The 24265-nt window shown below is 44.9% G+C and carries 18 protein-coding genes and 1 pseudogene; 11 read left to right on the top strand and 8 right to left on the bottom strand.

Going from position 1 to position 24265, the window contains the following annotated elements; genetic code table 11:
• Positions 1-12: 12 nt before the first annotated feature.
• From ONT19_RS11670 to ONT19_RS11685, 4 genes are read right to left on the bottom strand one after another with little or no spacing between them, the layout of a single operon-like run.
• On the bottom strand, positions 13-813 hold the full coding sequence (locus ONT19_RS11670) for a glycosyltransferase family 2 protein (protein WP_117728781.1): 801 nt from the start codon (positions 811-813) through the stop codon (positions 13-15).
• An 11-nt stretch (positions 814-824) separates the two neighbouring features.
• Entirely contained in the window at positions 825-1613 is a 789-nt protein-coding gene (locus tag ONT19_RS11675; protein ID WP_117728779.1) for a glycosyltransferase family 2 protein, read from the bottom strand.
• Positions 1610-2383, bottom strand: a complete 774-nt coding sequence (locus ONT19_RS11680) for a lipopolysaccharide kinase InaA family protein (RefSeq protein ID WP_117728778.1) — start codon at positions 2381-2383, stop codon at positions 1610-1612. The genes ONT19_RS11675 and ONT19_RS11680 overlap by 4 nt, the downstream gene beginning before the upstream one ends.
• Positions 2380-4284, bottom strand: a complete 1905-nt coding sequence (locus ONT19_RS11685; RefSeq protein ID WP_264952030.1) for an RNA-binding domain-containing protein — start codon at positions 4282-4284, stop codon at positions 2380-2382. The genes ONT19_RS11680 and ONT19_RS11685 overlap by 4 nt, the downstream gene beginning before the upstream one ends.
• A 216-nt stretch (positions 4285-4500) precedes the next feature.
• Here ONT19_RS11685 and ONT19_RS11690 point away from each other — a divergent pair, with 216 nt between their 5' ends.
• The 5 genes from ONT19_RS11690 to ONT19_RS11710 all read left to right on the top strand — a co-directional run bounded on the left by ONT19_RS11690 (position 4501) and on the right by ONT19_RS11710 (position 9556).
• Positions 4501-5487 carry a glycosyl transferase family 90 gene (locus ONT19_RS11690; RefSeq protein ID WP_117693239.1) on the top strand — a complete coding sequence of 329 codons (987 nt, stop codon included), beginning with the start codon at positions 4501-4503 and terminating at the stop codon, positions 5485-5487.
• A gap of 61 nt (positions 5488-5548) precedes the next feature.
• Entirely contained in the window at positions 5549-5758 is a 210-nt protein-coding gene (locus ONT19_RS11695; RefSeq protein WP_147379996.1) for a hypothetical protein, read from the top strand.
• A 930-nt stretch (positions 5759-6688) separates the two neighbouring features.
• Complete coding sequence (locus ONT19_RS11700; RefSeq protein WP_264964885.1) at positions 6689-7921, top strand: phage integrase SAM-like domain-containing protein; 1233 nt, start codon at positions 6689-6691, stop codon at positions 7919-7921.
• Positions 7922-7985: 64 nt separating this feature from the next.
• Positions 7986-9197, top strand: coding sequence for a site-specific integrase (locus ONT19_RS11705; protein WP_264952032.1), 1212 nt, complete (start codon positions 7986-7988; stop codon positions 9195-9197).
• Positions 9194-9556, top strand: a complete 363-nt coding sequence (locus ONT19_RS11710) for a hypothetical protein (RefSeq protein ID WP_264952122.1) — start codon at positions 9194-9196, stop codon at positions 9554-9556. The genes ONT19_RS11705 and ONT19_RS11710 overlap by 4 nt, the downstream gene beginning before the upstream one ends.
• A 238-nt stretch (positions 9557-9794) precedes the next feature.
• Here ONT19_RS11710 and ONT19_RS11715 read toward each other — a convergent pair whose 3' ends face one another.
• Together ONT19_RS11715 and ONT19_RS11720 are read right to left on the bottom strand one after the other, a co-directional pair.
• On the bottom strand, positions 9795-10103 hold the full coding sequence (locus ONT19_RS11715; RefSeq protein WP_025066990.1) for a helix-turn-helix domain-containing protein: 309 nt from the start codon (positions 10101-10103) through the stop codon (positions 9795-9797).
• A gap of 82 nt (positions 10104-10185) precedes the next feature.
• Positions 10186-10497, bottom strand: coding sequence for a helix-turn-helix domain-containing protein (locus tag ONT19_RS11720; protein ID WP_008656559.1), 312 nt, complete (start codon positions 10495-10497; stop codon positions 10186-10188).
• 132 nt (positions 10498-10629) lie between these two features.
• Here ONT19_RS11720 and ONT19_RS11725 point away from each other — a divergent pair, with 132 nt between their 5' ends.
• From ONT19_RS11725 to ONT19_RS11750, 6 genes and pseudogenes are all read left to right on the top strand, one after another.
• Complete coding sequence (locus ONT19_RS11725; RefSeq protein ID WP_237472422.1) at positions 10630-10929, top strand: hypothetical protein; 300 nt, start codon at positions 10630-10632, stop codon at positions 10927-10929.
• Positions 10895-11374, top strand: coding sequence for a DUF3408 domain-containing protein (locus ONT19_RS11730; protein WP_153096049.1), 480 nt, complete (start codon positions 10895-10897; stop codon positions 11372-11374). Before ONT19_RS11725 ends, ONT19_RS11730 begins: the two co-directional genes overlap by 35 nt.
• A gap of 184 nt (positions 11375-11558) precedes the next feature.
• Positions 11559-11972 (top strand): plasmid mobilization protein, encoded by a 414-nt coding sequence (locus ONT19_RS11735; protein WP_264964886.1) that lies wholly within the window; start codon positions 11559-11561, stop codon positions 11970-11972.
• Complete coding sequence (locus ONT19_RS11740; RefSeq protein ID WP_264952036.1) at positions 11969-12919, top strand: relaxase/mobilization nuclease domain-containing protein; 951 nt, start codon at positions 11969-11971, stop codon at positions 12917-12919. Before ONT19_RS11735 ends, ONT19_RS11740 begins: the two co-directional genes overlap by 4 nt.
• 32 nt (positions 12920-12951) lie before the next feature.
• Positions 12952-13703: pseudogene (locus ONT19_RS11745) on the top strand (hypothetical protein).
• A 350-nt stretch (positions 13704-14053) separates the two neighbouring features.
• Positions 14054-14356, top strand: coding sequence for a copper resistance protein NlpE (locus ONT19_RS11750; protein ID WP_259297502.1), 303 nt, complete (start codon positions 14054-14056; stop codon positions 14354-14356).
• Positions 14357-14477: 121 nt separating this feature from the next.
• Here ONT19_RS11750 and ONT19_RS11755 read toward each other — a convergent pair whose 3' ends face one another.
• Positions 14478-15167 carry a hypothetical protein gene (locus ONT19_RS11755; RefSeq protein WP_117728745.1) on the bottom strand — a complete coding sequence of 230 codons (690 nt, stop codon included), beginning with the start codon at positions 15165-15167 and terminating at the stop codon, positions 14478-14480.
• The gene (locus tag ONT19_RS11760; RefSeq protein WP_264952038.1) at positions 15164-24250 is read right to left on the bottom strand and encodes a SpvB/TcaC N-terminal domain-containing protein; all 9087 of its coding nucleotides are present in this window, start codon (positions 24248-24250) and stop codon (positions 15164-15166) included. The genes ONT19_RS11755 and ONT19_RS11760 overlap by 4 nt, the downstream gene beginning before the upstream one ends.
• Positions 24251-24265 lie beyond the last annotated feature (15 nt).

The raw sequence follows: 24265 nt of genomic DNA on the forward strand, positions 1-24265 counted from the left end.
TAGCCCAAACTACTACTTACCTTTTTTATGTTTCAAGCGATCTTCTATAATCTTGCTGACAGCAACAAACTGATAGATGCCTTCATAGCAGGCACATACAAATCCTTCCTTACCATCACGGAAGCCACCCTTCTGAATATAAGCACGGAAGAAACGCACCAACGGACGATAGAACAAAGCTGCCATTCCATAATTGCGATCTTTCTTCTTTTCTATCTCGTTAGCTGTATACTGGTTGATCTTTCCCATCCTGCTGGCAATACTGTCATCTGCCAGATGAACAAGTGCCATATCAGCATGAGCCGCCGGTATCTTTTCTATTCTGCCCTTGATAACAGGATCGGCATGAATGATGGCTGGCCATACGGTATCCTTCCTGATAAAGAAACGCAACTGGTAGTCGGGATAGAAACAGTGCATGAATCGTCCCATAAAGCGACTCTTGCGTGGAACATACAAACCCTGTGGAGCATTCTCCTTCTCTATCAGGGAATAAAGATATTCCTTCAGTTCTGGAGTTACCAGTTCATCAGCATCAACCACCAATACCCACTTGCAGGAAGCAGCATCTATGGCAGTCTGACGTGCCGGTTCACAAATCTGATAGTTTCCTCTAGGAAAGACAACTATCTTGCAACCATTACGCTTTGCTATATCCAAGGTGTCGTCAGTACTTTCCATGTCGCAGACAACCACCTCGTCAAAGCCCTTCACTGTATCCAGCACCTGCTGAAGATGGCAGGAGGCATTATAGGTATTAATAACCACCGAGATGCCATTTCCCTGCTCTTGTTCTACACTTGTCTTATCCATATATCTATGCTCTATAAATATTGATCGATACCATTTGTGCAACGAACCAAACGCTCCTTCTTCACCTGGTTCAAAACATCTTTATGCATGTTCTCTTGGGCTTTAGACGCCTCCTTGTGATAAAGATGGTACATGATTCCTCCCATCTTCAGCGCCTTCTTCCGAACGCCAGCAAAATGCAGGCGATAGGCAAACTCGGCATCCTCATGTCCCCATTCCAACAGATCCTCATTGTAACCATTTACCTTGATGGCATCCTCTTTCCAATAAGCCATGTTGCAACCTCTGAGATGGTCGATTCTACGGGCATAGCGAAAAGCCAGCAATCTGCGGAACACATGAGAACGGAAGCTGTTGCTTACATAACTGAAAGGCATGTTCCAAAGATTCACATTGACTACCTTTGTATCCAAAATCTTTTTGGAAATCTGGGCAGACAGCAGCACTCTACTTCCACAGACGAAACATCCTTTCTGAGCCATTTCTATATGGTCTTCTACAAAATGAGAACTCAAAACAACATCTCCATCAACTTGGATGATATAATCACCCGTAGCCTTTGCTATTGCCTTATTCAAAATGGAAGTTCTTCTGAATCCCTTATCTTCCTGCCAAACCCAAATTACCGGTACTGGCATTTTATCAGCATAACGGTCTATCAGTTTTTTAGTCTCTTCGGTAGAACCATCGTCAGCAATAACAACTTCATCAGGCATAACATGCTGATGCAACACGCTATACAACACGAGTTCTAAGGCTTTAGGCCAATTGTAAGTCGTAATCAATAATGTTGTTTTCATAAACCTAACTTTTTGTGTTTAAAATAATGCAAGATACCTTTGCGATGTGCCCATCGCCAATCGTGTATCTTCTTTGCTCCTATTATTTTTTGTAATATTTTCTCATCCATTCCCCGCAGTTTCACATACTCTCGTGCCACACACTCGAAGACATCCATTCTTCCGGTAAACCTCGTCAGGTTTTCCACACATTCCTTCATCGGCGGATAGCCTGAGTAAAACCTCATACGATTGATATCGATAAGCGAGAACGTATAATGACCATCAGCCTGAAGCTGATACAGCACATTGCCGGCATTCAAGTCAATATCGATGATGCCTTTCTGGTGCAATCGATTCACAAAGTGCGCATAATCTGCCGCCATCACCCTGTTGAATTCCTCTGGGGAGTTCAACTGATCGTTGATAGGCATACTGTTATCTATATCAGAGACAAAGTAGCAATAGTCAATAAGTCCCTTTACCCTCGTTTCAATATATCCAAAGCCTTCGGGAGTGGCAAAGCCATCTGCCATCAGCCTAAGGGCATTCTCATAGGCACGGAAAGCCTTGGTAGAGCGGAAGAAGCTATATCCTATCTTCTGAATGAAATTAGGCTGCTTGTATCTCTTCACCACAACTTCTTTCTCTTTTCCATCAAACTTTACATGAAAAGCCTTGATAACATTTCGTCCTTCAAAGATACAACGTCCCTCCTGCTCGAACACATCCGGGATGCGTTCGATGAAACTTCTCATCTCTTCGTATTTTGGGTTTATCTTTATCTTCATTTCTTTATAGTACTTTTATATTTTTGCCTAGGATGGTTAGGAACACCAGGGAATAGCATTTCCAGGCTATTATCTTCTAACATCTTAGGAATTATAAAATTTCTTAAATAAATTTTATCTCGCCTTACAATTGCCGATAATTCATCTAAAGATAGCCACTCAGAACAAACAGAACAAATCAAAGTCTTTAAATTTTGATAAGACATTCTTTGTTTTACACGAGCACTTGCAATATTAGCCCCAGAACTTGCAATATTAGCCCCAGAGCTTGCAATATTAGCCCCAGAGCTTGCAATATTAGACTCGGAACTTGCAATATTAGCCCCAGAACTTGCAATATTAGACTCGGAACTTGCAACCTTAGAGCCGGAACTTGCAACCTTAGCATTCATAGGCAACCGATACTTGGTTCCTCTACCGTATCCCTCTTGAACCAGCAATTTATGCTTACACATATCTTTCAACAAATCGGCAACTTCTGCCTTATGCTGGTTAAGGACAACCCTTAAGCTCTCATTTGTAATATATCCATCTGTACAAGTTGCATTAAGAGTCAACAGGCGTTCATGTCCCAAAGAAAAAACTTCTGTTCCATATATCAGAACCAATCTTTCCTTTGTTCCTTCATCCATCATCGACTCCATCATCATTGTGAGTTCCACTAAGTCAGGCTGACTTAATGTTCTCAACATAGGTGCTCTCCAATTTGCAAATCGCCAACCAGCCAATATCTTATCAACTCCACTTCCCGCTTTTTCAGCAGAGCCAATCAACATAAACATCTTTTGAAGAGTCTTGTTGCGACATACGCTAGCACTTTCTCCATAATATTGCATTTTAGAAACCAACAGAGTTCCCGGGTTAGTAAAAACAATTTTATTGCTATACAATCGCACTACCATTGTTGCATTTTCCGAATAATCGGTATGAATACAAAAATTCACCAGAGCTTCGCGAACAGCCACATGCGCAGGAGTTTCATCACGACGAATATTGCCCTCCAAGATGAAAGGTTTTGGCAAGACCGCTGATAATCTTGGAAGAACACGAAGATAGAATTGGAATAAATTTGCCTCCCAAGTTCCATCAGGACAAATACGATTGGTCCATCGTATCTCAGGATTATCTGACAGCTTTTCTTGGTAATCAGGAAAGAAGTCGGGGCAACATTCATTATCAGTAATGGCATCTTCTTTACCAAACATCAAAACTCCTGCCACAGTAAAACCTTCTTCTTTCGTTCCACGATCAGTACGATAAGCACCTATCTTTTTAAGAAATTCAAAATCAGACAAAACAGACCAAGGATGATCTGGCTTGGCTAACTTAAATAATTGCCGATATTGAGCAACAGACTCCATATCTAAATCATCCAATGAATAATTTCTCAAAATGCGGCTATCAGCGGGATTAGAAACATTCGCATCTGAAAACATACGCTGCACTTCTCGCTCCGTACATTTATAATCACCTTCATGATTGCGCTTAAAAGTACCATTATAGGGCTGGGATGTTCTATAAACAGGACGCTGTTCTCTGGATGCACGAGGAATAAAGAATAACATAAGTTTGTGACCATTGTAATCTTCTACCACGACATCTTCTGTTTTTAACAGGTTACAACTAACCGTAGCTCGATTATTCACATTATTCCAAAAGTCCTTGGTATATTTCTCTATCTGTTCATCAGATAGATTATCTATATAGAACTTACCTTTTCTTTCTATAACTCCAAGCACGATAACTCCTCCTTCGCTATTGGCGAAGGCTGAATAGGTATCCCAAAAGCTACCAGGAAATCCACCGGCAGCACTTTTAAACTCCAAGTCATCACTCTCTACGCTATTCAAGAGTGAATCCAGATAATCCTCGAAGTTTAATCTATCACGTACTTCTAACATACAATTCTTTTATATTCTTTAACAAGATACCTTCCTAGTATCTCATAGGTTGCAAAGATACGAAAAACTATCAGAAACGCCAAATTTTAGGAAGATTATCTTTCTTCCTTCATTGATACTTGCTTTTTTTATCCATTTTCTTGCAAGATTAAAGTATATTTCGTATTTTTGTACCCAATAACATCATCATCGTTTTCATAAACAAAAAGAAATCCTATGAATATTCAAAAATTGAAATATAAATTCCATAGCGGAAAAAACAGCAAACCCTGGTATTACATCAAGGAATACGCTCGTCTGTATACACCTGCCTGCATCTTGATATGGAGGGGGCAGCATTTACTTGACAAAGCCAAGAAACGCAAAGACTACGATTATATCCTGAACCGGGTAAACTACTACAACAAGCTTACAGAAGATAATATCCTTCTCAACAAAGATTTATGGGACAAAGAAGCTGTTAAAGTTGCAGAACAGCCGATGACCCGCCAGAAGGTATATTATCTGGATACTTTGGAATATGCCCGCTGTTTTGACGGCAATAACAAATGGAATCTCCTCCCTGGTGACATCACGTATGTGGAAGATATTCCTACCATTGTAAAAAGCCGCCCAATTCATGGAGAAAACCAGAACTCCGTATTGCTCAAGATGGACAAGGTACGCCATTTCATCTTCGTGAAGGACAAGCTTTCATTTGCAGAAAAGAAAGACCAGGCTATCTTCAGAGGAAAAATAGCCTGCAAGGACATCCGTGTGCAATTCGTAGAGAAGTTTTTCGGAAATCCTCGCTTCGATATCGGAACCATAGATCTGATTAAGCCAGAATGGAAGAGCGACAAGATTTCCATCTACGACCATCTGAAATACAAATACGTGATGGCGCTGGAGGGAAATGACGTGGCAAGCAATCTTAAATGGATTATGTCTTCCAATTCCATCGCCGTGATGCCTAAGCCATATTATGAAACTTGGTTTATGGAAGGAACTCTGAAGCCAGACTATCATTATATAGAAGTAAAGCCTGATTTCTCTGATCTTGAGGAAAAGATGGACTATTATACTGCTCATCCAGATGAAGCGCAAGCTATCATCAACCACGCTCATGAATATGTAGAGCAATTCAAGGATAAGCAACGTGAGGACATCATCTCGCTGATGGTTCTGGACAAGTATTTTTCTCTGTTAAAATCTAAGGATTAATGTCTAGAAAGGATTCTATCTATTATGAAAGAACAATCCTGCCGATTATTCGATGGGCAGAATGATGACAGATAAGACGCCTAGACTATGGCATGTAGTAGGCAGCAATCTGAACTATGCCTTCATCATCAACAACGACACCATTCTGGAGAAGACTGCCGATGGTGCCCTGGATGTTTATGATGCCCACATGAATCCTGTAAAGAACTACCGTCTGCCAGCCAAGCAGTTCGACCAGACCATCAAACAGCTCAACAGGTTCTTTAAATAAGAAAAGGTAAATTCCCCAAAAGCCCCTTCCGCATCCCAGTTTTTCATATACCCGGAATACAGAAGGGGCTTTATCCTTTTATGATTCCTTCCACACTCTTCTCTTGAGCCACAACGCCAAGATGGGGTCACTCATTTCCAGATGCTTAGGAGCAGGTATTGTAATCAGATCTTTCACCATCAAGGACTTCTTGAGGCGGGTTACATTGGCTGCAGATACAGAACTTCTGCAAAGATAGCAAAAAAAAAACAAATTAAACAAGGTTGTTTAAAACAAAGTTGTTTAAAACTAGCATTTTTATTACGAATTAACTAATAGTCAATGGATTACGGGTAAGACACCAAAGAATTTAACGGGAATATTTTTAAAACACGGACAAATTGAATTTGTCCGGATGGTTGTCCGGCAGGCTTATAAGTACCAGAAAAACAACACGTTATGACGCTCCAGACAATTTGTCCGGACAAATTCTATTTGTCCGTGTTATTTTTTATGAGAAAGGAAGAAGAAGAAAAAGGGGGTTACGGATTGAGACGAGGACCTGTTATCCGAGAAACTATAACCTAGCACCCGAGAAACTATGATTTAGCACATAAGAACCTATGTTTTCCGCCCCACAAAACTATGACTTAGGATTATTAACATAAAGCTCTAAAGCAGCCAAAGGAGAATAAGAGAGGTTGGAACGTAAACAGTTGGGAATGAGTAGATTTGCACAAAGTTGCCAAATCGGCATAAAGCAAGCGAGTGAGGAATATTGAAGTAGTTCAGTTACTAAATCGTGAGCCACAGTTACCTATGCAAAGCAGGTAACAATGCGGAAAGGCAACTTTGTGCATCAACGGATTTTATTGCGCTGATTCTCAATGTTTTGCGTATCAAGGAACGCTTACAAAATGATTATATTTGCACACTCAAAATGTAAGCGTTATGAAAATCGAAAAATTCAAGGTGTTGCTCTACCTGAAAAAGAGCGGAATGGACAAGAATGGAAAAGCTCCCATCATGGGACGCATCACGGTGAACAGGACTATGGCGCAGTTCTCCTGCAAGTTGTCTTGCACTCCATCGCTTTGGAATCCTCGTGCCAGCCGATTGGAGGGCAAGAGCAAGGAAGCCGTGGAGACCAACAAGGACATCGAGCAGTTGTTGCTTTCCATCCAAAAGGCTTTCGATGTGCTTGTGGAAAAGAGAACGGACTTCGAGGCTAAGGATGTCAAGGAGGCTTTGCAGGGCAGCGTCAAGACACAGACCACCCTTCTCTCCTTCGTGGACGAGCATATCAGTGAACTCAGTACCCATGAGGGCATCGATATGTCGAAGAGCAGTGTCTGGACTTACAGAAAGATTCGCAAGAATCTCGCTGAGTTCATCGGGGAGAAGTATAGGTTGACTGATTTGGCTTTCGGACAGCTGACCGAGCCTTTCATCAGTGACTTTCACCATTACCTGCTTGACGAGAAAGGCTTTTCATCAGGAACCATCACCATCTATGTGTCGCTCTTCAAGAAGATGTGCCGCATCGCCTTTGAGCGAGGCTTGTGCAAGAACCTGCTGTTCGCCCATTATCGGGTTGGCACTCCAAAGGTTACGACACCCAAGGCTCTCAGCATGTCTGATTTCATAAAAATCCGTGATGCGGAACTGCCCGAAGACAAGCCGAGACTATCCGTTAGCCGTGACCTGTTTCTTTTCGCCTGCTATGCAGGAACAGCCTTCATAGACACCGTTTCCATCACGAAAGCCAATGTCAAGGTGTTGGAGGATGGTGACAAATGGCTCATCTATAACCGCAAGAAGACCGGAACACTTGCCAGGGTGAAACTCCTGTCCGAAGCGTTGGAGCTGGTGGCGAAATACGAGGACGGGGCAAGAGATACCCTTTTCCCATTGCTGAGCACGAATCGTGTTCGTATCGATCTCATCACCATCTGCAAGTTGGCGGAAACGAGCAAGACCTATTCCTACCATTCGGGACGACACTCGTTCGCCAGCCTCATTACGCTGGAGGCTGGTGTGCCGATGGAGACCATCTGCAAGATGCTCGGTCACAAGGATGTGAAGATGACGCAGCGGTATGCGAGAGTAACCCAGAAGAAGCTGTTTGAGGACATGGACAAGTTCATCGCTGCAACCGGGAAGGACTTTATTCTCGCATTATGAACAAGGCTTTCAACTTTTCTTTTTACAGTTTCAACTACATTATTATATTATAAGGACAACAACTATGAGCAGAAGTACATTTTCAATTTTGCCTTACATCAACAGACAGAAGGTGAAGGCAGACGGAACAGCCAACATACTTTGCCGCATCACCGTTGACGGCAAAAGCGCAGCCATTTCCACAGGCATATCCTGTACCCCACAGGAGTGGAACGCCAAGAAGGGAGAGGTACGGAACGCAAGGGACAACGGACGATTGGCAAGTTTCCTTGCTGAGGTCAAGGATAAATACAACTCACTTCTTACCACCAATGGCATCATCACCGTGGAAATGCTGAAGGCTGTGTTGAAGGACAAGGACACGACAGGAAGGTTCTTGCTGAACTTTGGTGATACCATCGTGGAATGGTATCGAACCTCAAAAGCCAGACAAACCTTTCTGCACAAGCGGACATGGCAGAAGAACCTGAGAGCCTTTGTCCATTCGTTGGATAAGGACGACATCGCCTTTGAGGACATAGACGAGAATTTCGGGGAGGAATACAAGCTATTCCTGAAACGAGACCAGGGACGCATCGACAGCTACGTGAACCATTGCCTTCTATGGCTGAACATGTTGATGTACAAGGCAGTGGACAGGAGCATTGTCCGCTTCAATCCCATAGCCAAGATAGGGTATGAGAAGAAGGCAGCCCCGAAGATGACCCATATCAGCAAGGCAGACTTCATCAAGATGCTCTCTACCCCGATGGCTGACGAGCGAACGGAGCTTGCACGCAGATGTTTCATTTTTGCCTCGCTCACCTCCTTATCCTATATAGATGTAAAGAAACTGTACCCTCACCATATCAGTGAGAACTCTGAGGGTAGGAAGTTCATCCGCAAGGAAAGAGAGAAGACAGGCGTGGAGTTCTTCGTGCCACTCCATCCGATAGCCGAGAAGATTCTTTCGCTCTACAATACCACGGACGACAGCAAGCCTGTTTTTCCACTGGGTGAGAAGAAAGACATCTATCTTGATGTGCATACCCTTGGAATGGTGCTTGGCATAAGTAATAAGTTGGGATTCCACGCCAGCCGCCATACATTCGGAGTCTTGATGCTCAACGAGGAAATTCCCATCGGCAGCATAGCCAAGATGATGGGACACGCAGACATTACAAGCACACAGGTCTATGCGCAGGTGACGGAGCAGAAGATTTCAAATGACATGGATAAGCTTATTGCCAAGCGAGAAAGGAACAGATTGTCGAACGAAAAAACTATTGGAAAATGAACAGAGGAGTTATAACTATCAGCGAGAGCGGAACGGTATCCATGCCGACCGATACTGTATGGATGACCATGCAGGAGATTGCCGACATGTATAATGTGTTCGGCTGCTATGTGCGCAAGGCTGTCAAGGCTATATTCAAGGATGGCATTCTGAAAGAGCAGGGTGTACACCGTCATGTCAGGAAGAACGACCGCATCAGCTATGATGTGTATAGCCTTGAACTCGTCATTGCGGTAGCCTTCCGTATTGACAGCATTGAGAGCAGAGCCTTTCGGGAGTTCATCATGCAGTCCGTCATCGGCAAGCAGACAAGCCGCACGAAACTGGTCTGTATCTTTACAGAGAACGCAATGGCATAGACCTGCCATAAAGCAACGTTCCTTGGAGGCTTTGCGCCTCCAGCCACTTGGGCGAACCACCGCAGTGTGTTTTAGCATGGTATTAGATTTATACAGGTAACACAAATGATACCCGGCAAACACGACCAACTCGGTATAGCCAATAAAACGAGGCGACAACCTATAACAACCACGCTCGGTAAGTTATACGTTGTCGCCTTGTTCATTTCACCCCACTCATCAAGGACATGTATTTCTCCTACAAGCCCTTCATTCTGTACGCCTCACGATAGTTAGCCATCAGAATCTTCTGAATGTCGGACTCGCGGTAGAGTATCTTTCCGCCAAGCTGGATATACGGGATGACACCGTTGTTTCGGTAGTCCTGCAGGGTTCTTCGGCTCAGTTGCAGCCTGGCACAAAGCTCCTTGTCCGTCATGAAGCGCTCACCATCAAGCATGGGACGGTAGTTCATCACGGCACGTTCAAAATTGTCAACCATTCGGTTGAGGTGGTTCACGATGTGGTTCATCCACTCGCTGTTTCTTGTCATTACTTCATTGCTCATAGTTGTCTCGTTTTATTGTTGATACTTACGTTACTCGTTTTACTTGCTGCATTGGATTAAGTGGCTGTTGTATATTGACAGCCTAACCTGTGCGCTTGCGAAAGCGCATGTCCTTTTTCTTGTCCTCCACTACTGCTACGATAGCCATCACGTCCTCCGGCTTGTAGTAGGTCTTGTGGCTGATTTGCGTATAAGCCAAAGTTCCGTTGTCCCGAAGCGTCTGCACTGTCCGTGGGCAGATGTTGAGCGTCTGACACACGTCCTGCGTGTCGAGCCACTTGTTCATGGTCTTGTCCTCACTGCGCTCACGGATTCTGTCCATGCGCTTCACGAAGTTCTCCAACTGGGCATCAAGATAGTTGAATGCCTCTTCCTCGAATACGATGAATCCCATACTTTTCTTTTTTCTAAGTTAATACTATGTTGTATGTCGCAAAGCTCCACGCATATGCTGTGCTCCACGTTTGTGAGTGCAAAGATAAGGCACGGCAATCTAAAAACAAGCGTTTTCAATTTCTGTGGCAGTATGTTGCCGGGGTTTGCCGACTTCAACGCCAAAAACAACAAGAAAAACTTGCACGACTGCAACGAATACATGAACAATGATGAGTTGAGAAATACGTTGAAGTTATCACAGCTGTTCTCATTCACCCACAAGCAAGCCACAACTAAATTGCCACGTTACACCCAATCAGTTGCATGGCAGCACTCAGTATACTTACTTTGCAGCCGACAATCGGTCAATGGTGCATACCGTGACCACTATACCAACAATTTAAACAAGTTAAGCTATGGCAAGAACAAAAGAAACGAAAATGTTTCCTGAACAGCAGGAGAAAATGACACAGGAGGTGATGGCTTCGCTTCAACCATCCACTTATGGTAAAGACTATGCCCAAAAACATAGCTCTTTCTTTGAAGAGGTGGAGAACTCCGATTTAGAAGTTGTGACAGAGAATGTGGCTGCAACAACCTCCAACATGGAGGACGAGCTGACGAACGAGGTTCAATCGCCACCGAATCCGCAGAAGCGCATCAGTGGCAAGCAGCGCAAGGCGACATTGGAGGAGTATCAGCAGACCTTCCTCCAAGTTCCAAGGATTGACGACCGCAAGCCAGTCTTTGTCAGTTCCGATGTGCGAGACCGTCTTGATCGTGTCGTCCGCATCCTCGGAGGGAGACGCATGAGCGTATCGGGCATCATCGAGAACATCGTGCGCCACCACCTAAGCCTTTATGAAGAGGACTTCGAGGCTTGGCGCAAATTGTGAGAATTAAGGTCTGCGACCTTGGACGTGGATAGCTGAAAGGCTGTAGTTCCAACTAACGTGTTCTGAGAGGGAGCGAGGTTATGTTTTGGGACCCCCAGAACGCCTCGCTCCACCATGAGGGCGGAGAAATTTTGCTCCCGACGGTCGCAGAAAGTGAGTGTACCAACTGTAAACAGTGTATCGAATGACAAACGTACAGGAACAAGACAAGAGAAAGGGCGGAAGACCGCCCACAGGCAGGGTTCGCAAGCTGTCGAAGTCTGTCACGGTGAAGTTCTCGAAGCCAAGCTACGAGGCATTGAGACTGAGGGCGAGAAAAGCCAACCGCAAGTTGGCGGAGTACATCCGTGAGTCCGCCTTGAACGGCGAGGTGGTTAGCGGACACAGCGCAGAGACGGTAGCCATCGCCAAGCACCTCATTGGCATGGCGAACAACCTCAACCAACTTACCAAGCTGTCGCATCAGAGAGGTTTCCACGAAACCCATGTGTATGTGGTGGACTTGTTGAGGAGATTGAAAACTGTCCTTGTTGAGTATCGGCAAGGAAATTCCAAACCGAATCAAAGCGGAAAGAACAGAAGGGAGGATACACCATGATAGGCAAGCTAAAGAAAGGCACATCTTTTGGTGGCTGCATCCGCTATGTGACAGGCAAGGACGAGGCGAAGATCCTTGCCTCTGATGGTGTGTTACTCGGCACGAATACCGAAATGGCGCAAAGCTTTGAGCTACAAAGGCAACTAAATCCAAGGATTAAGAAGCCGGTGGGACATATAGCTTTGAGCTTCAAGCCCGAGGACAAGCCACGCTTGACGGATGAGTTCATGGCTAAGATAGCCATTGAATACATGCAGATGATGGGCATCACCGATACCCAATTCATCATCGTAAGGCATCACAATACTGACAATCCACATTGCCATATAGTATATAACCGCATCAATAACGATGGCAAGCTCATATCAGACAGGAATGATTACAGGCGTAATGAGCAAGTGACCAAGGCTCTTAAATCCAAGTATGGATTTACTTACGGAACGGACAAGAGCAATACTAATACTCGTAAATTACGCAATGCCGAGCGAGCCAAATATGAGATTCACAATGCTGTTAAGGACGCATTGAAAATGGCAGATAGTTGGGAAAAGCTCAGAAGCGAATTTGCAAAACGAGGTGTTCACTTGGAGTTTGTCTATAAGGACAAGGAGCAAGCCAAGATTCAAGGCATCCGTTTTAGCAAGGATGGATATAGTTTTAAGGGTACGCAGATTAGCCGAGAATACAGCTTTGTCAAGTTGGATGCAAGACTTGGCACTGAGTATAATCGTGTATCGCCAAGATCCGAATCTATGCAGGGAGGACAACTAAGTTGTCACCAAGTAGAACAGACTCAACCAACGGCAGAACATACCCAAGACCCTTGGAGTGGTATTTCTTCCATCGGCTTGTTCGCTCCGTCTAATGCCCAAACTTATGAGCTATTCCCAGAGGATGAATCCGCCAAGAAGAAAAAGAGAAAACGCAGAAAGGGCTTCAGCCTTTGATGCAAGTTACAGACTTAAAAATAGAATCGAACATGAAAGAAGAACTATTGGAAGCCATCTACGGCACAGTTGAGAGATTGGAGCAGAAAGTTGATGAACTTTCTGTCTCCACAAAGAACGCAGGAGCGGAAACTGTTCTCAGCCCTGCAAGTGTTGACACAAGCAAACTTGAAAAAGCCATTCTTTCTGCATCTGCAAGAGAAGAGGAAACTATTGGAAAATTGGCAAAATTAAGAGAGGCGATATGCGTCTATATCGACCTTACCAAGAAAGAAGTAAGCAAAGATGAACAGCGAAGTAAACTCTTGTTTATACCATTAATCAGGTGAAACAAGAACTGAATGCCACATCAAAAGTTGTGCAGGACAAACTTCACGCAATAGGGTACAAACCTCAAAAGAAGGTTGTCACCCACCGCTTTGAGCCAACTTCAAAGTATGTTCTTCTTTTCATTGTTGGCATGGCTCTGTCACTTGTCATATCCATTTGGGGCAATCTTACCCAATGGCGAGAGCACCAAGATTGGGAGGAGACAGACTTGAAGTATCGGGCATTGAAGATGGTTCTTCCATCTAACGATCCAAATGTTCGATACATCGAAAAGAACTTTTCTGTATGCCCAAATAAAGAAGTTACTGAGAAAGTGAGAACTCATGTAAATATTTACGAGGACTCAATTCGCTATCATAACGAAATGATACAGATGGCAGCAATTAAAGATAGCATTGCTAATAGCCTATTTAAAGAGGTGAATGAAATTAAAAAGAAAATTAATCAGAAATAATAGACAACGACCAACGGGTACAAGCGCATTCTTCGCTTCGACAAGATTAAGACTAACGGTCTTCGCATCGTATTCGACAGCGCAAGGGCTTGTCCGTGCATCAACAATGTTTCAGCATACTAACTTTCATTCAACTCTCAACTATTCATCCGTGTCCGTGATGCCACTCGTTTGACATTGCGGACACATTTTCTTTTATGACGGCTATGAAAAAGAAATTGATAATAATAACTGTTTTGGTTATCGCTTTGGTTACATCTTATATATTCTGCGGTACTGACAAAAATGATACATAGATTGACTCAATTAAAATCGAAGAATATACGGCTGCTTTAAGCAACAAGATTGATTTGGATTCTATTGCGGGAACTTATTGCGGTGTATTACCGCCGAATGTGGAAACAACACTCATATTAAATGCTGATGGTACCTACTTATTGATACAGACATTCAAAGGAAAGCAGCACGAGCAGGAAAAGTTAAGAGGTTCTTTCCATATGCTTGACGGTAACATATTGATGCTTGCACATCCTTCGAGTGGCGACAATATATTCTATAAGGTGAGGGATGCCAACCATATTATTCTGATAGATTCGTTTGGTAACGAACCTAAAAAAGAAAATCGGGATAACTATGCCCTAATAAAGAAATGAAATGTAAATAAACTGTGTTTACCCATTGTAGTAGAACACAGCTTATTATACACTCGAACCAAAGATGGACTTTTACAAATTATTGTTTACAAAGACATATTGAATAGTAAACACACTAAGATTATTGTTGCTTTTTGTAGTATTCACCTCTCCATTTTATACCATTTGGTGTAACTTGTATATACTCTCCTAATAAATAATATTGATTGAAAAGTTTATCTGTTACATCAGGTAGATTTATAATAATACTTTTCTCAGTATTCAAATCCACTTTATACGGATACTCGTAGTATAAGACACCAAAGTATTGGCCTGCGGGATTACTTTCGGTATAATACATTGGTTGGAATGTAAATCTGAAACTTTTTGGAGAATTAATTCTATTACGATTCAATACTATAGTACATGTCCCTTTTTCTGTAATCCCAGAATACGAAATAGTTCCACAATAAACATTAAACTTTATAGGCATAGTTGTATTCGGAACTTTGAAAAGTATTTCAGCAAGAGTTTTATTACCAGAAACTTCTTCGATAATTAAAATGTTTTTAAAAGCACTTTGCATCGGTCCTTCTATTGAATTTATCTCAAAAAAAGTATCGCTGACTTTAGTTATTTGACAAATAGCCAAAGGAAAGCTCTGTTCCCCCTCTATAGAAGAGGAGGAATAGAACTTTAGTGTGTCATTTTTAATTTCTATCAATTTTGAACTGGTTTCATTATGATAGATACCATTTTCAAGTTTTTTAGATGTTTCACCAAAACTAACCAATCCTATAACTGACAAAAAAATACAAAATATAAATCTCATTTATTTTTAAATTTTTGTTGACTCTTCAAAAAATCAGAATAATCTTTAATCATTGGATAGCCATATCCACCATTCGGATCTTTTATGGAGCCTACATAATGAACATTTATTATAGAGATGTTGTCAACGGATATCGGTAAACTTTCTGGTCTATAGGAATACTGCATTTTGTAAGCCTCTATTTCAGCTTCTGAAATTGCAATATACCGTTGTAAACCTTTTGCTCTTGTTCCAGGATTTTTCAAACATCCAGAATCTGAAAACTCAAGACCACCAGCATCTAATGCCTGTCTTACATGAGTAATTTCATGAATTGATAAAGCATCTTCAGATGTTTCAATCGAAATTGTACCATTATTTTCAAGCCTAACCATATGAGCACCTTCTCCACTAACCTGAGTTAGCTTGTATTTTTGAGAATCATGCCCCAATAAATCAATATCTGATTTACTTTGATTCAAGTTTGATATTCTACTTTCGAAATCAGCAATTTTTCTCTCTTGCTTAGAAATATCCTTGCCTTTTGCTTGGTTACTTTCCAAACGTGCCTTCTGCGCTAAAATACTCTTTTGAATAGATGTTATTTTATTATCTATTTTTGCTTTTAGTTTTTCCGCTTGAGCTGGATCTTCCCATTCCTTACCATTTGGGTCAATATATATAAGAGGATTATTTCCACAATAAACATAGGATGAAAATGCAAAATATGATTCTTGTTTTGGGTCTGTTGATATCCACAAACTCACCCTTGGGTCATAGTACCTCGCTCCATAGTAATACAATCCTGTCTCCTCATCGAATTCCTTCGCATTGAAAAGATAAGGCGTATTCCAGATGTTGTTGCGCTCCTCAATGAACACTTCACCGAAAGGAACATACTCGATATGCTGTACCACCTCGCCATCAAGGTTGGTGATGTAACTGCTGCTACCCAAGTGGTCTGGGTGGTAGTAGAACTGCATCTTCTCGTATGTATCGCCTTCTTGGAAGTTATTCTTTGCAGCTCTCGCTAAAGCTCGTGTCTGAGCAGCCTCCAAGCTGCCGTCATTGCAGCAGAAACCCTTGCCATCGACATAGTCGTTGTTGTCCTCGCCATTGTACGGCACTGCAAAGGTTGCATAATTATCCTTGATAACCTGCAACTGCTGAGTATATTTAACCTTATAATCAACAGACAAGCCATCAGTCTCACCACCTGCATATTGGATGCGGCGTGGGTCAGAACCGTAAGAGTCAAAGTCTCCAATCTTGGAAACGACACGCTGGCTACCAATATAGATGTGCTTGGTGTAGCGTCCGCCTTGGTTGGCAACAAGATAAGGTGATACATAGAGTGAGAACTTGGCGGTGTTCGTGCGACCTCCAGCAAACTCGGAGTTTACATACACCTGGTCACTCTCACCTGATGTCTTCACCGTGCGCTCACCATCAGCATCATACCAATAGTTGGTCACAAAGCCGTTGTCATCAGAAGCAAGGAGGCGGTTCTCCTCGTCCCACTTGAGCTTACGCTCTGCGGCTTTCTCGTCAGCAATACCGTCCTTCTTTGTGCGGCTTGTATTGACATAGACAAGATTACCATTGGCATCATACTCATAGGCATGGCTGTTGTTCACATTCTCGCTCTCCGAAGGCGTCTCCTCTGTGCGGTAGTTCACATCCTTCACATTGGCGAGTTGGAACTTCTTTCCTGTATCAGTTCCATAGGTGTACGACAAATCATAGCCAGCATTCAATGTGCCGTTGAACTGCACATTGTTCTGCGTGAGAATCTGACGCTTCGATGTGATACGGTGCATATTGTCGTAACCCATCGCAAGAGTATAACTTGCGGTCTTGTTGTCTGCACCAGTATAAGTGCCTGTTGCACTGACAAGACGGTAAAGAGCATCGTATGTATAGGTATGCGCCATCTGTCCGCCAGCCTTGCCACCCTGAGGCACTGACGCACCGTTTACTACGCTGAGCACATTGCTCACCGCATCGTAAGTGTAGGCGTTATCCATGATGGTGTTTCCACCACTATTCACCGTGAGGTTCTGCAATCTACGACGCTGTGGGTCGTAGGTGTAGAATGTCTCTGCACCGTTGCAATACTTCAAGTATGTGCGCTGCTCGAACTTGTCATAGCCAATCTTGCTTACATAATCGTAGCCGTATGACTTGTAGCCATGAACCTTTTCAAGCTGACCACCGAGATTGTAAGAGTAAGTGATTTTCTCCTCATCAGGATAAATCATCTCCAACAGACGGTTGTGGCTGTCGTAAGTCCATTGCGTCACGTAGGTTGCTATCGCCTGATTAGGCACAATCATCGTGCGGCGGGTCTTTGTCACCTCGCCCATCTTGCCATAGAAGTATTCAATGGCACCTGTTCCATCCTCGCGGAGCATCAATCTGCCGATACGGTTCTGAGAGGCATTGCGACCACCATAGTAATACTTCACGTTGTTCTCCGGGTGGTCAGGATAGTTGATACCCGTCAGACGCTGATAGTCGTAATCGTAGGTGATGAACTTGCCTTCCTTCGCAAGGTTGGCAGTCTGCTTTGTAAGCACATTGCCGAGAGCATCATAAGTGAAACTGGTGATGCCGCTTGCTGGATGGTTCACCTCTGTACGGCGGTCGCCCATGTCGTAAGTAGAGGTCGTTACATTGCCCTCCGTGTCGGTGACACGAACAAGGCGCTGTATGCCGTCATACTCAAACGAAGTGGTAATCTCACCGTCAGGACCGCTCTTCTGGATGGTCTTCAAGGTCTTGCCACTGCCATTGGTATGGGTAGCCTGCACATTATGGAGTGCGTCTGTTACGGTTGTAACAAGTGCATGAGTGCCGTTGTCAACAGTATATGCCGTAGTTGTCGTAGAGTTGTCCGGCAATGTCACTGAGGTAGCACGGTCGAGCACGTCATAAACAGTAACCGTTGGAGATACATTGTCAAATGACTTGTTGAATGTGGACTTCGAGCCTGTTCCTTCCGTTGTAGGATAAAATGCCTTTGCCACACGTCCAAAAGCGTCATATACGTTTCTGCCGCTGACAATCATCACGTTCTCGTCCTTGGCAGAGCTTCCCTTGGATGCACTTGTCACAACACCGTCCTTCTTCACCTGCACGGCTCTTCCGAAGCCGTCAACGAAAGTAACGGTCTCCAAGTCATCGTTAGGATGCTGGATGTCGTAGTGCTTGGTCACTGCGTATGCAGGAGCGGTAATGCCACTCTCACCAAAGGTAGCCAATGGCTGATACTCAAAGGCGATGGCATAAGGCACGCCCGTAGCCAACTCGTTAGGACCACGCACGCCAGTAATGCGACCGAGGTCATCAACATCAGTCTCATAGTAGAAGTTGTTGAGGTCACGATGCTCCTTGGCTATACCATAGCGATAGTCAAAATTGCCTTGCTCGCTGCGGTAGCCCCACGCATCGTCAATGCGCTCAACATACATGTTCATCTCAGGCTCATAGCGGTACTTGTACCACATACGCTGTCCCTTGCCGTTGGCAGGGAGAGTCTTCTGGATGATGTTGCCGTAAGAGTCGTACTTGTAATCCGTAACAGCCTCGCCATCATTCAACTGCTGTGTAATCTGCGTGATGTGGTTGGCATAGTTGGTGTTGTACTTTGCCGTCACATGGTGGTAAATCGAGCCGTCACCGCCAGTCACCGTAACATCTATTGGAAGTCCGAAGATATGCTTCGCTGCATTGTCCGTGTATTTAATGGCGGTTGCATAGTCAAACTTTCCGTTTCCGTCCTCGCCAAGGCTTCCCTTGTCGCTGTACTTGTAGGACTTCAACTCACCATGATAGCCATTGAGGTAGTACTCATTCCATGCCTCGGATGTAACCACACCGTTTGCCGCTCCCTCATACTGCAAGTTTGCCGTATAGCGGAGAGGTACGAATGCAGATGCACGGTCACTCCAAAGGTTCACGTCACGCTTTGCGAACGTGTACTTGTCACCGTCGGCAGTCAGATAGTAGCTGTCGTAACGGTTCTTTGTCTCCGTGTATTTGTTGCCGTTGGCATCCTCTACGGATGTGGCGGTAACATTGCCCTGCGTGTAGTAATTGGCTACATCGTAGTTCTCAACAGCCTGTCTGTAAACAGAATTGCCATTCTCCGTGTCGAGGTTCTTGGTGATAACCTCACCGAAACCGAGGAACTCACGTTCATGGCGGTCACGCTTTCCGTCCTTATATTCAAAGGCGGTTGTCATGACTGGACCATCGTCATGGATTCCGTCATCAATAGTTAATGCGGACATTACCCACTTGCCACCAGGGAGACCGTAGGTCGGAGTGGTGTGGGCATAGTCCAATGTGAAAGTTCCGCCCAAGGAATTGGTGACAGACTTTAGCATGTTGGTTCTGCCAATGGCAGAGCGTGTAACCTTCAACTCGCTTTCCTTCTCAGACTCAACGATGTCAAGATAACCGTCACCATCAACATCCTGCAAAGAGTAGGTAGGACGATTGATACTGTGCGAGGTTGATGCACCAGGGTTGGTTGAAATCTTGATGCTGATGACAGGAATGTTGATGGTCAAAGTGAACGCTGCATTTGCAGACTCTGAGGTAGAGGCAGATTCACTAAGCGCACTTGCACCCTTCCAACTGATAGGCTCGTCAAAGCCATTGCCTGTATTGAGGGCAACAGTGATACCGTCACCATTCTTCCATACCTTATCAGGGAGACCGTCAGAGTTGATGTCAATAAGATTGTACTCCTCTTCGCTTTCTGAGGTTACGATACCAAAGCCAGCAGAGAAACTTCCAGAAGCCTTGTCTATTCGTTTATTCTTGTAATACGTTTCACCCCAACCGGTCTCAGTACTACCACCTGCGCCAAAGCTATAGGACAGACTCTTACCGCCTTGAACACGGTCAAGCTCCCAATCAATAGGTTCTGTAAAGGCATAGCCAAGATTTAATCTTACCTTCTTGTCGGAAAGAATCTTGTCAGGGAGTCCATCGCCATTTATATCAATAAACGATTCTACTGCTTCATCCGTATTCTTTGGCGCACTGCCAGAAATGGAGAATTGAGCCAACCAAGCTGTCTGTTGATTCAGAATAGATGCCTTTCCTCTTGATATTAAATTGGTAATAGCTGATGCTGAAGCAACAGGATTGCCACCATATCCCCACGCCTCAGAAGCATTGTCAGAGTTGTTTGAGCCGATGCCCTTATAGATTTCGCCGCTCAGTCCACCCTGTGAGTTGGTGTATTGAATTGTACCACCTGCAATGATGTCAGGGAATCCGTCACCGTTCATATCCATCATGGCAACTTCCGTCTTTGCGCTACCTTTGGCATCATTGTGGGTGATGCCAAGCGCACCGCCTTGCACAACGGTACTCTTGCTTGATACCACTTGGCTTACAGCCGCAGCACCCGTGCCCTGCAAGTATTCGCCTGCAAGTCCTGCCACCTCCGCATTGTTATCCAAAGGATTTGTAAGGAGTACATCCTGCTCTGTCAATCGGGCTGTGCTTGCCTCGGTCGCTGTAAGATAGATGTCCTGTCGCTGACCGACCCACTTGTCCATAGTGGTCTGGTCTGTACCCAATGGAGTGAATGCCATCGTGAGAGGATCGACCTTGTCGTTCTCGTTTTCAGGCAATTTCAGCAATGACTCGTCAATAGGCTTTGCATATCTGCCCTCTGCCGAGTTATAAACAAAACCTCCCCAGCCACGATAAAGCATACCGAAGCCAAGATTGTCATTCTCTGCATAGAATCCAGCAAGCACATTCTCTGTTACGAGACCTGCCGCATCTTTCAGAATGGAAACAGAGGCTGAAGTAACAGTTTCATTAGAGATTGCTGCCGGATAGCTGTATTCAAACCAGATGTTCTTTCCTGCAGTAGTTGCAAATCGCAGAGTATCGGCTTTCAAGATGCCATTCTCGATAGTGAAAGACTTCTTGCCAACAAGTGCATCCTCTGTCTTGGCGGTCAAAGTAATCTGACCGTTGATAGAATTGTCCGAAAGGGTAAGCACTGGTGACACAACCATAATTGTATCAGTCGCTGTGGTCAAGTATGGCTTGCCTTCTTCCAAGGCATTTGCAAATGTATTGTAGTGTGCAGGAACGGCTACCGTCTGTTCGATATTGGCAGAGTCCTTATAAGTCACAGACGCTTGCCAACCGATATTCTTCCAATCAACATTTGAGGTAGATGAAATCTCAAAGCTGAAGTTGGTCAGCTTTTCCGTATTCTCCAGACTGATGTTGAGTGAATCGCCATTGAAAGCCTCGCCAGCCTTCAGTGTACGAGCAAAGACCGTCTTCTCGATATAGTTCGGGTTGTCGTTTCCGTCACTGTCTTTCTTGTCATTGCTGCCGATGATGCTGAGAACAACATCGTCAGTTGTTACAGGCTTGTGGAAGACACTGTGAACTTCAACACTTGAACCATTCTCCACATTGGCAGAGGTGTTCACATCATAGATGGCACCATCCTCAGGCTTATACTCTGTTGAAGAAAGACCATTAGGTAAGGTGTTTGACTCGCCAGCGTATGTAATGGTAGGCGACCAGCTCACCTTGTCAAAAGAACCGTTGCTTGTTTCCTCGGAACCCGACTGCACACGGAAATAGATTCTGTCACCTCGCTTGACGGCAACAGAAGAGACTGCAGCGGCATAAGAACTGCCGTCGCCCTTTGCAATAGTCTTGTTCCAAAGCTCATTGCCACCCTTTTGAATGGCAACCCTCACACCGTCTGCTTTTTGGTATTCGTCAGCGTCATAGTCTCCAGTAGGAGCGACAAGGCTTACTTGACCTGCCACGCTTACTGTTCCATCCTTTGGCGCTTGCCATACACGCACAATATCCTCCATAGGGGAGTTCTTGATGGCTTCCGCCTGCTCATCCTCGCTAACCTCCATAACGGATGTGTCAACCTTGCCACCATAGATGATTGGGCTTGGCGTGTCGGCACTGCTCAACGTAAATGTAGGCACGGCATTGCCTGCCTTGTCAAACTCCAAATGGTTGAAATATACCTTGCCATTGGAAACGAGGTCAACAAGTCCGTCACCGTTGATGTCGCTGAAATACTGAGTGGTCTTGGTCTTAGTGGTTGACTTGTCCGTTCCGACAACGGCAGTCAGGACATTCCAACCGACAACGGCATTCGCACCGAAAGTGTTGGTAGAACTTTTGGTTGTCGAGAAGTTACTGATGCCCTTTACCTTGACAGGCTCACCATATACGACTTCTCCGTTGTCTGTCTTAATCTGTGGACGATAATATACAGAACCACCGGACTTATATACCTTGTCAGGAAGTCCGTCACCGTTCAAGTCAACGAGTGCGGAAAGTCCCTTGCTCGTGTCGCTGGAGTAACTGTATGAGCCACCCACGGTATTGCCTTTCCAAGGACTTCCGTCCACGACACCCACACCAGCATAGAACGAACCGCTCACAGAAGAACTTGTAGTACCGCCGAGTGCCGTAGGCTTGTCGCTGAATCGCTTGCTGACAGCCTTTAAAGGATTGACGAAACCAGCGTCAAGTCCATCATCATGGGTGTTCCATTTTTCGGAATCATCCTTGAACGGAACATAACCCTTTTCTGCCTGCACATCATCATAATAGTCGAAGTTCTGGAAAGCCACTTCCTTTCCTGTGTTGTCATACTGTCTGACACCAGTGAGCATTTCCTTATGGAAAGCACCTTCCTTGTAGTCAAAGGCATAGCTGCGCAGGGTCTCGCCCTGGAAATTCACGGTCACTTTTTCCAACAGCCTGTTGGAGGAGGCGAGGAATCCATAGCGGGCATTGTTGGTCTTTACCTGCTTTACCTTGTTGCCATCAAAGAGTACAACGGTGTGCGGTTCCTGTCCTGCATTACCTGCGTGAACCTCCTTCAGATATGCAGCCTTGGCCTTCAAGCCGCCACGCACATCCTCATCCACGATGTCATACACATATTCTATATAGTCACCGTGGAGTTCCTCGACACGTTTCAGCTTCCATTCGGCAATCACCTCACGGGTACTGCCCGAAGCATCAGTGACATTGCCCTTTACAACAGCTCCGTCACCACCATAGATATACTTGACACCCTGCTTGTCTGTAACCTCCCAATAATAGTTGGCAGGACTGTCACCCTTGCGGATGATACGGCTGAAATCACCGCCTTGGCGGGTGTAGAACTGGCGGTCAGCCTTTCTGTTCATCTTCTCGCCACGGTGTGCGACTCCCATCTGTCCGTTGTCGTCCATGGTGGAGAGCATTGAACCGGACAAGAGATAAGTCTCCGTCTCTTTTGACTGGTCATAACGAGGCACGCCCCACCGGGTGTCAAGCGTAATGCTTGGCACGCTGACGTTCCAACCCTCGCCAAGCCAACCGCTACCGCCCTCGCTGCTGTACTGCAAGCCAAGGCTTGGCTGCATGCCGTTTCGTGCTGGCGGCATCTCGAACGGATACTGCAGGTTGGCAGAGCCACGGTTGTTTGCGCTTGGAGGCGCAATGACATTGAGCTTCGCCGTCGGGTCTGCCGCCTTGATGTCGTTCATCATCGTCGGGGCAAATCCTTCGGTCTGCGGTGACTCCGGGGCCTGTATCACGCCGTTGATCATGTCGGTGAAGTGGGTCGTCTTGGAAACGACACACTCTTCCTTCTTGTCCACACGCACACGCTCCAACGCAACCCAGTGCTTCTCGGCCGGGTCGTAGTAATAGGTACGGATGTCGTCCTCGGTATAGCCGCTTGGTATTCTCGTGCGGTCATACTTTATCTTGACAGTCGCGCCCTCGCCTGTGAAGTGTGTTCCGTGAGGGAGAAAACGGTAGCCATGTCCTCCTGCCGTGACATTGGTCATGGCAAAGTCAAGCTCAGGAACATTCTCCTCTCCGATAGAGTTCACGGAAAGGCTTCTGTTCCGAATGAGGTCTTTCTGAAGAACGACCAGTTTGCTACCTCCTACGGAGATACTGTCAGAGACACCCTTCTTGAAGAGTTTTCTCACGGCTGTCCCGTCCTTTGCCGAAAGGGACAGTGTGGCGGCAAGCAGTAAAACCAATGCCCACGCCACCTTCTGTATATAATTCTTCATGCGTATCTTCCTTTA

This window comes from Segatella copri (assembly GCF_026015625.1).
Lineage (GTDB): Bacteria > Bacteroidota > Bacteroidia > Bacteroidales > Bacteroidaceae > Prevotella > Prevotella copri_H.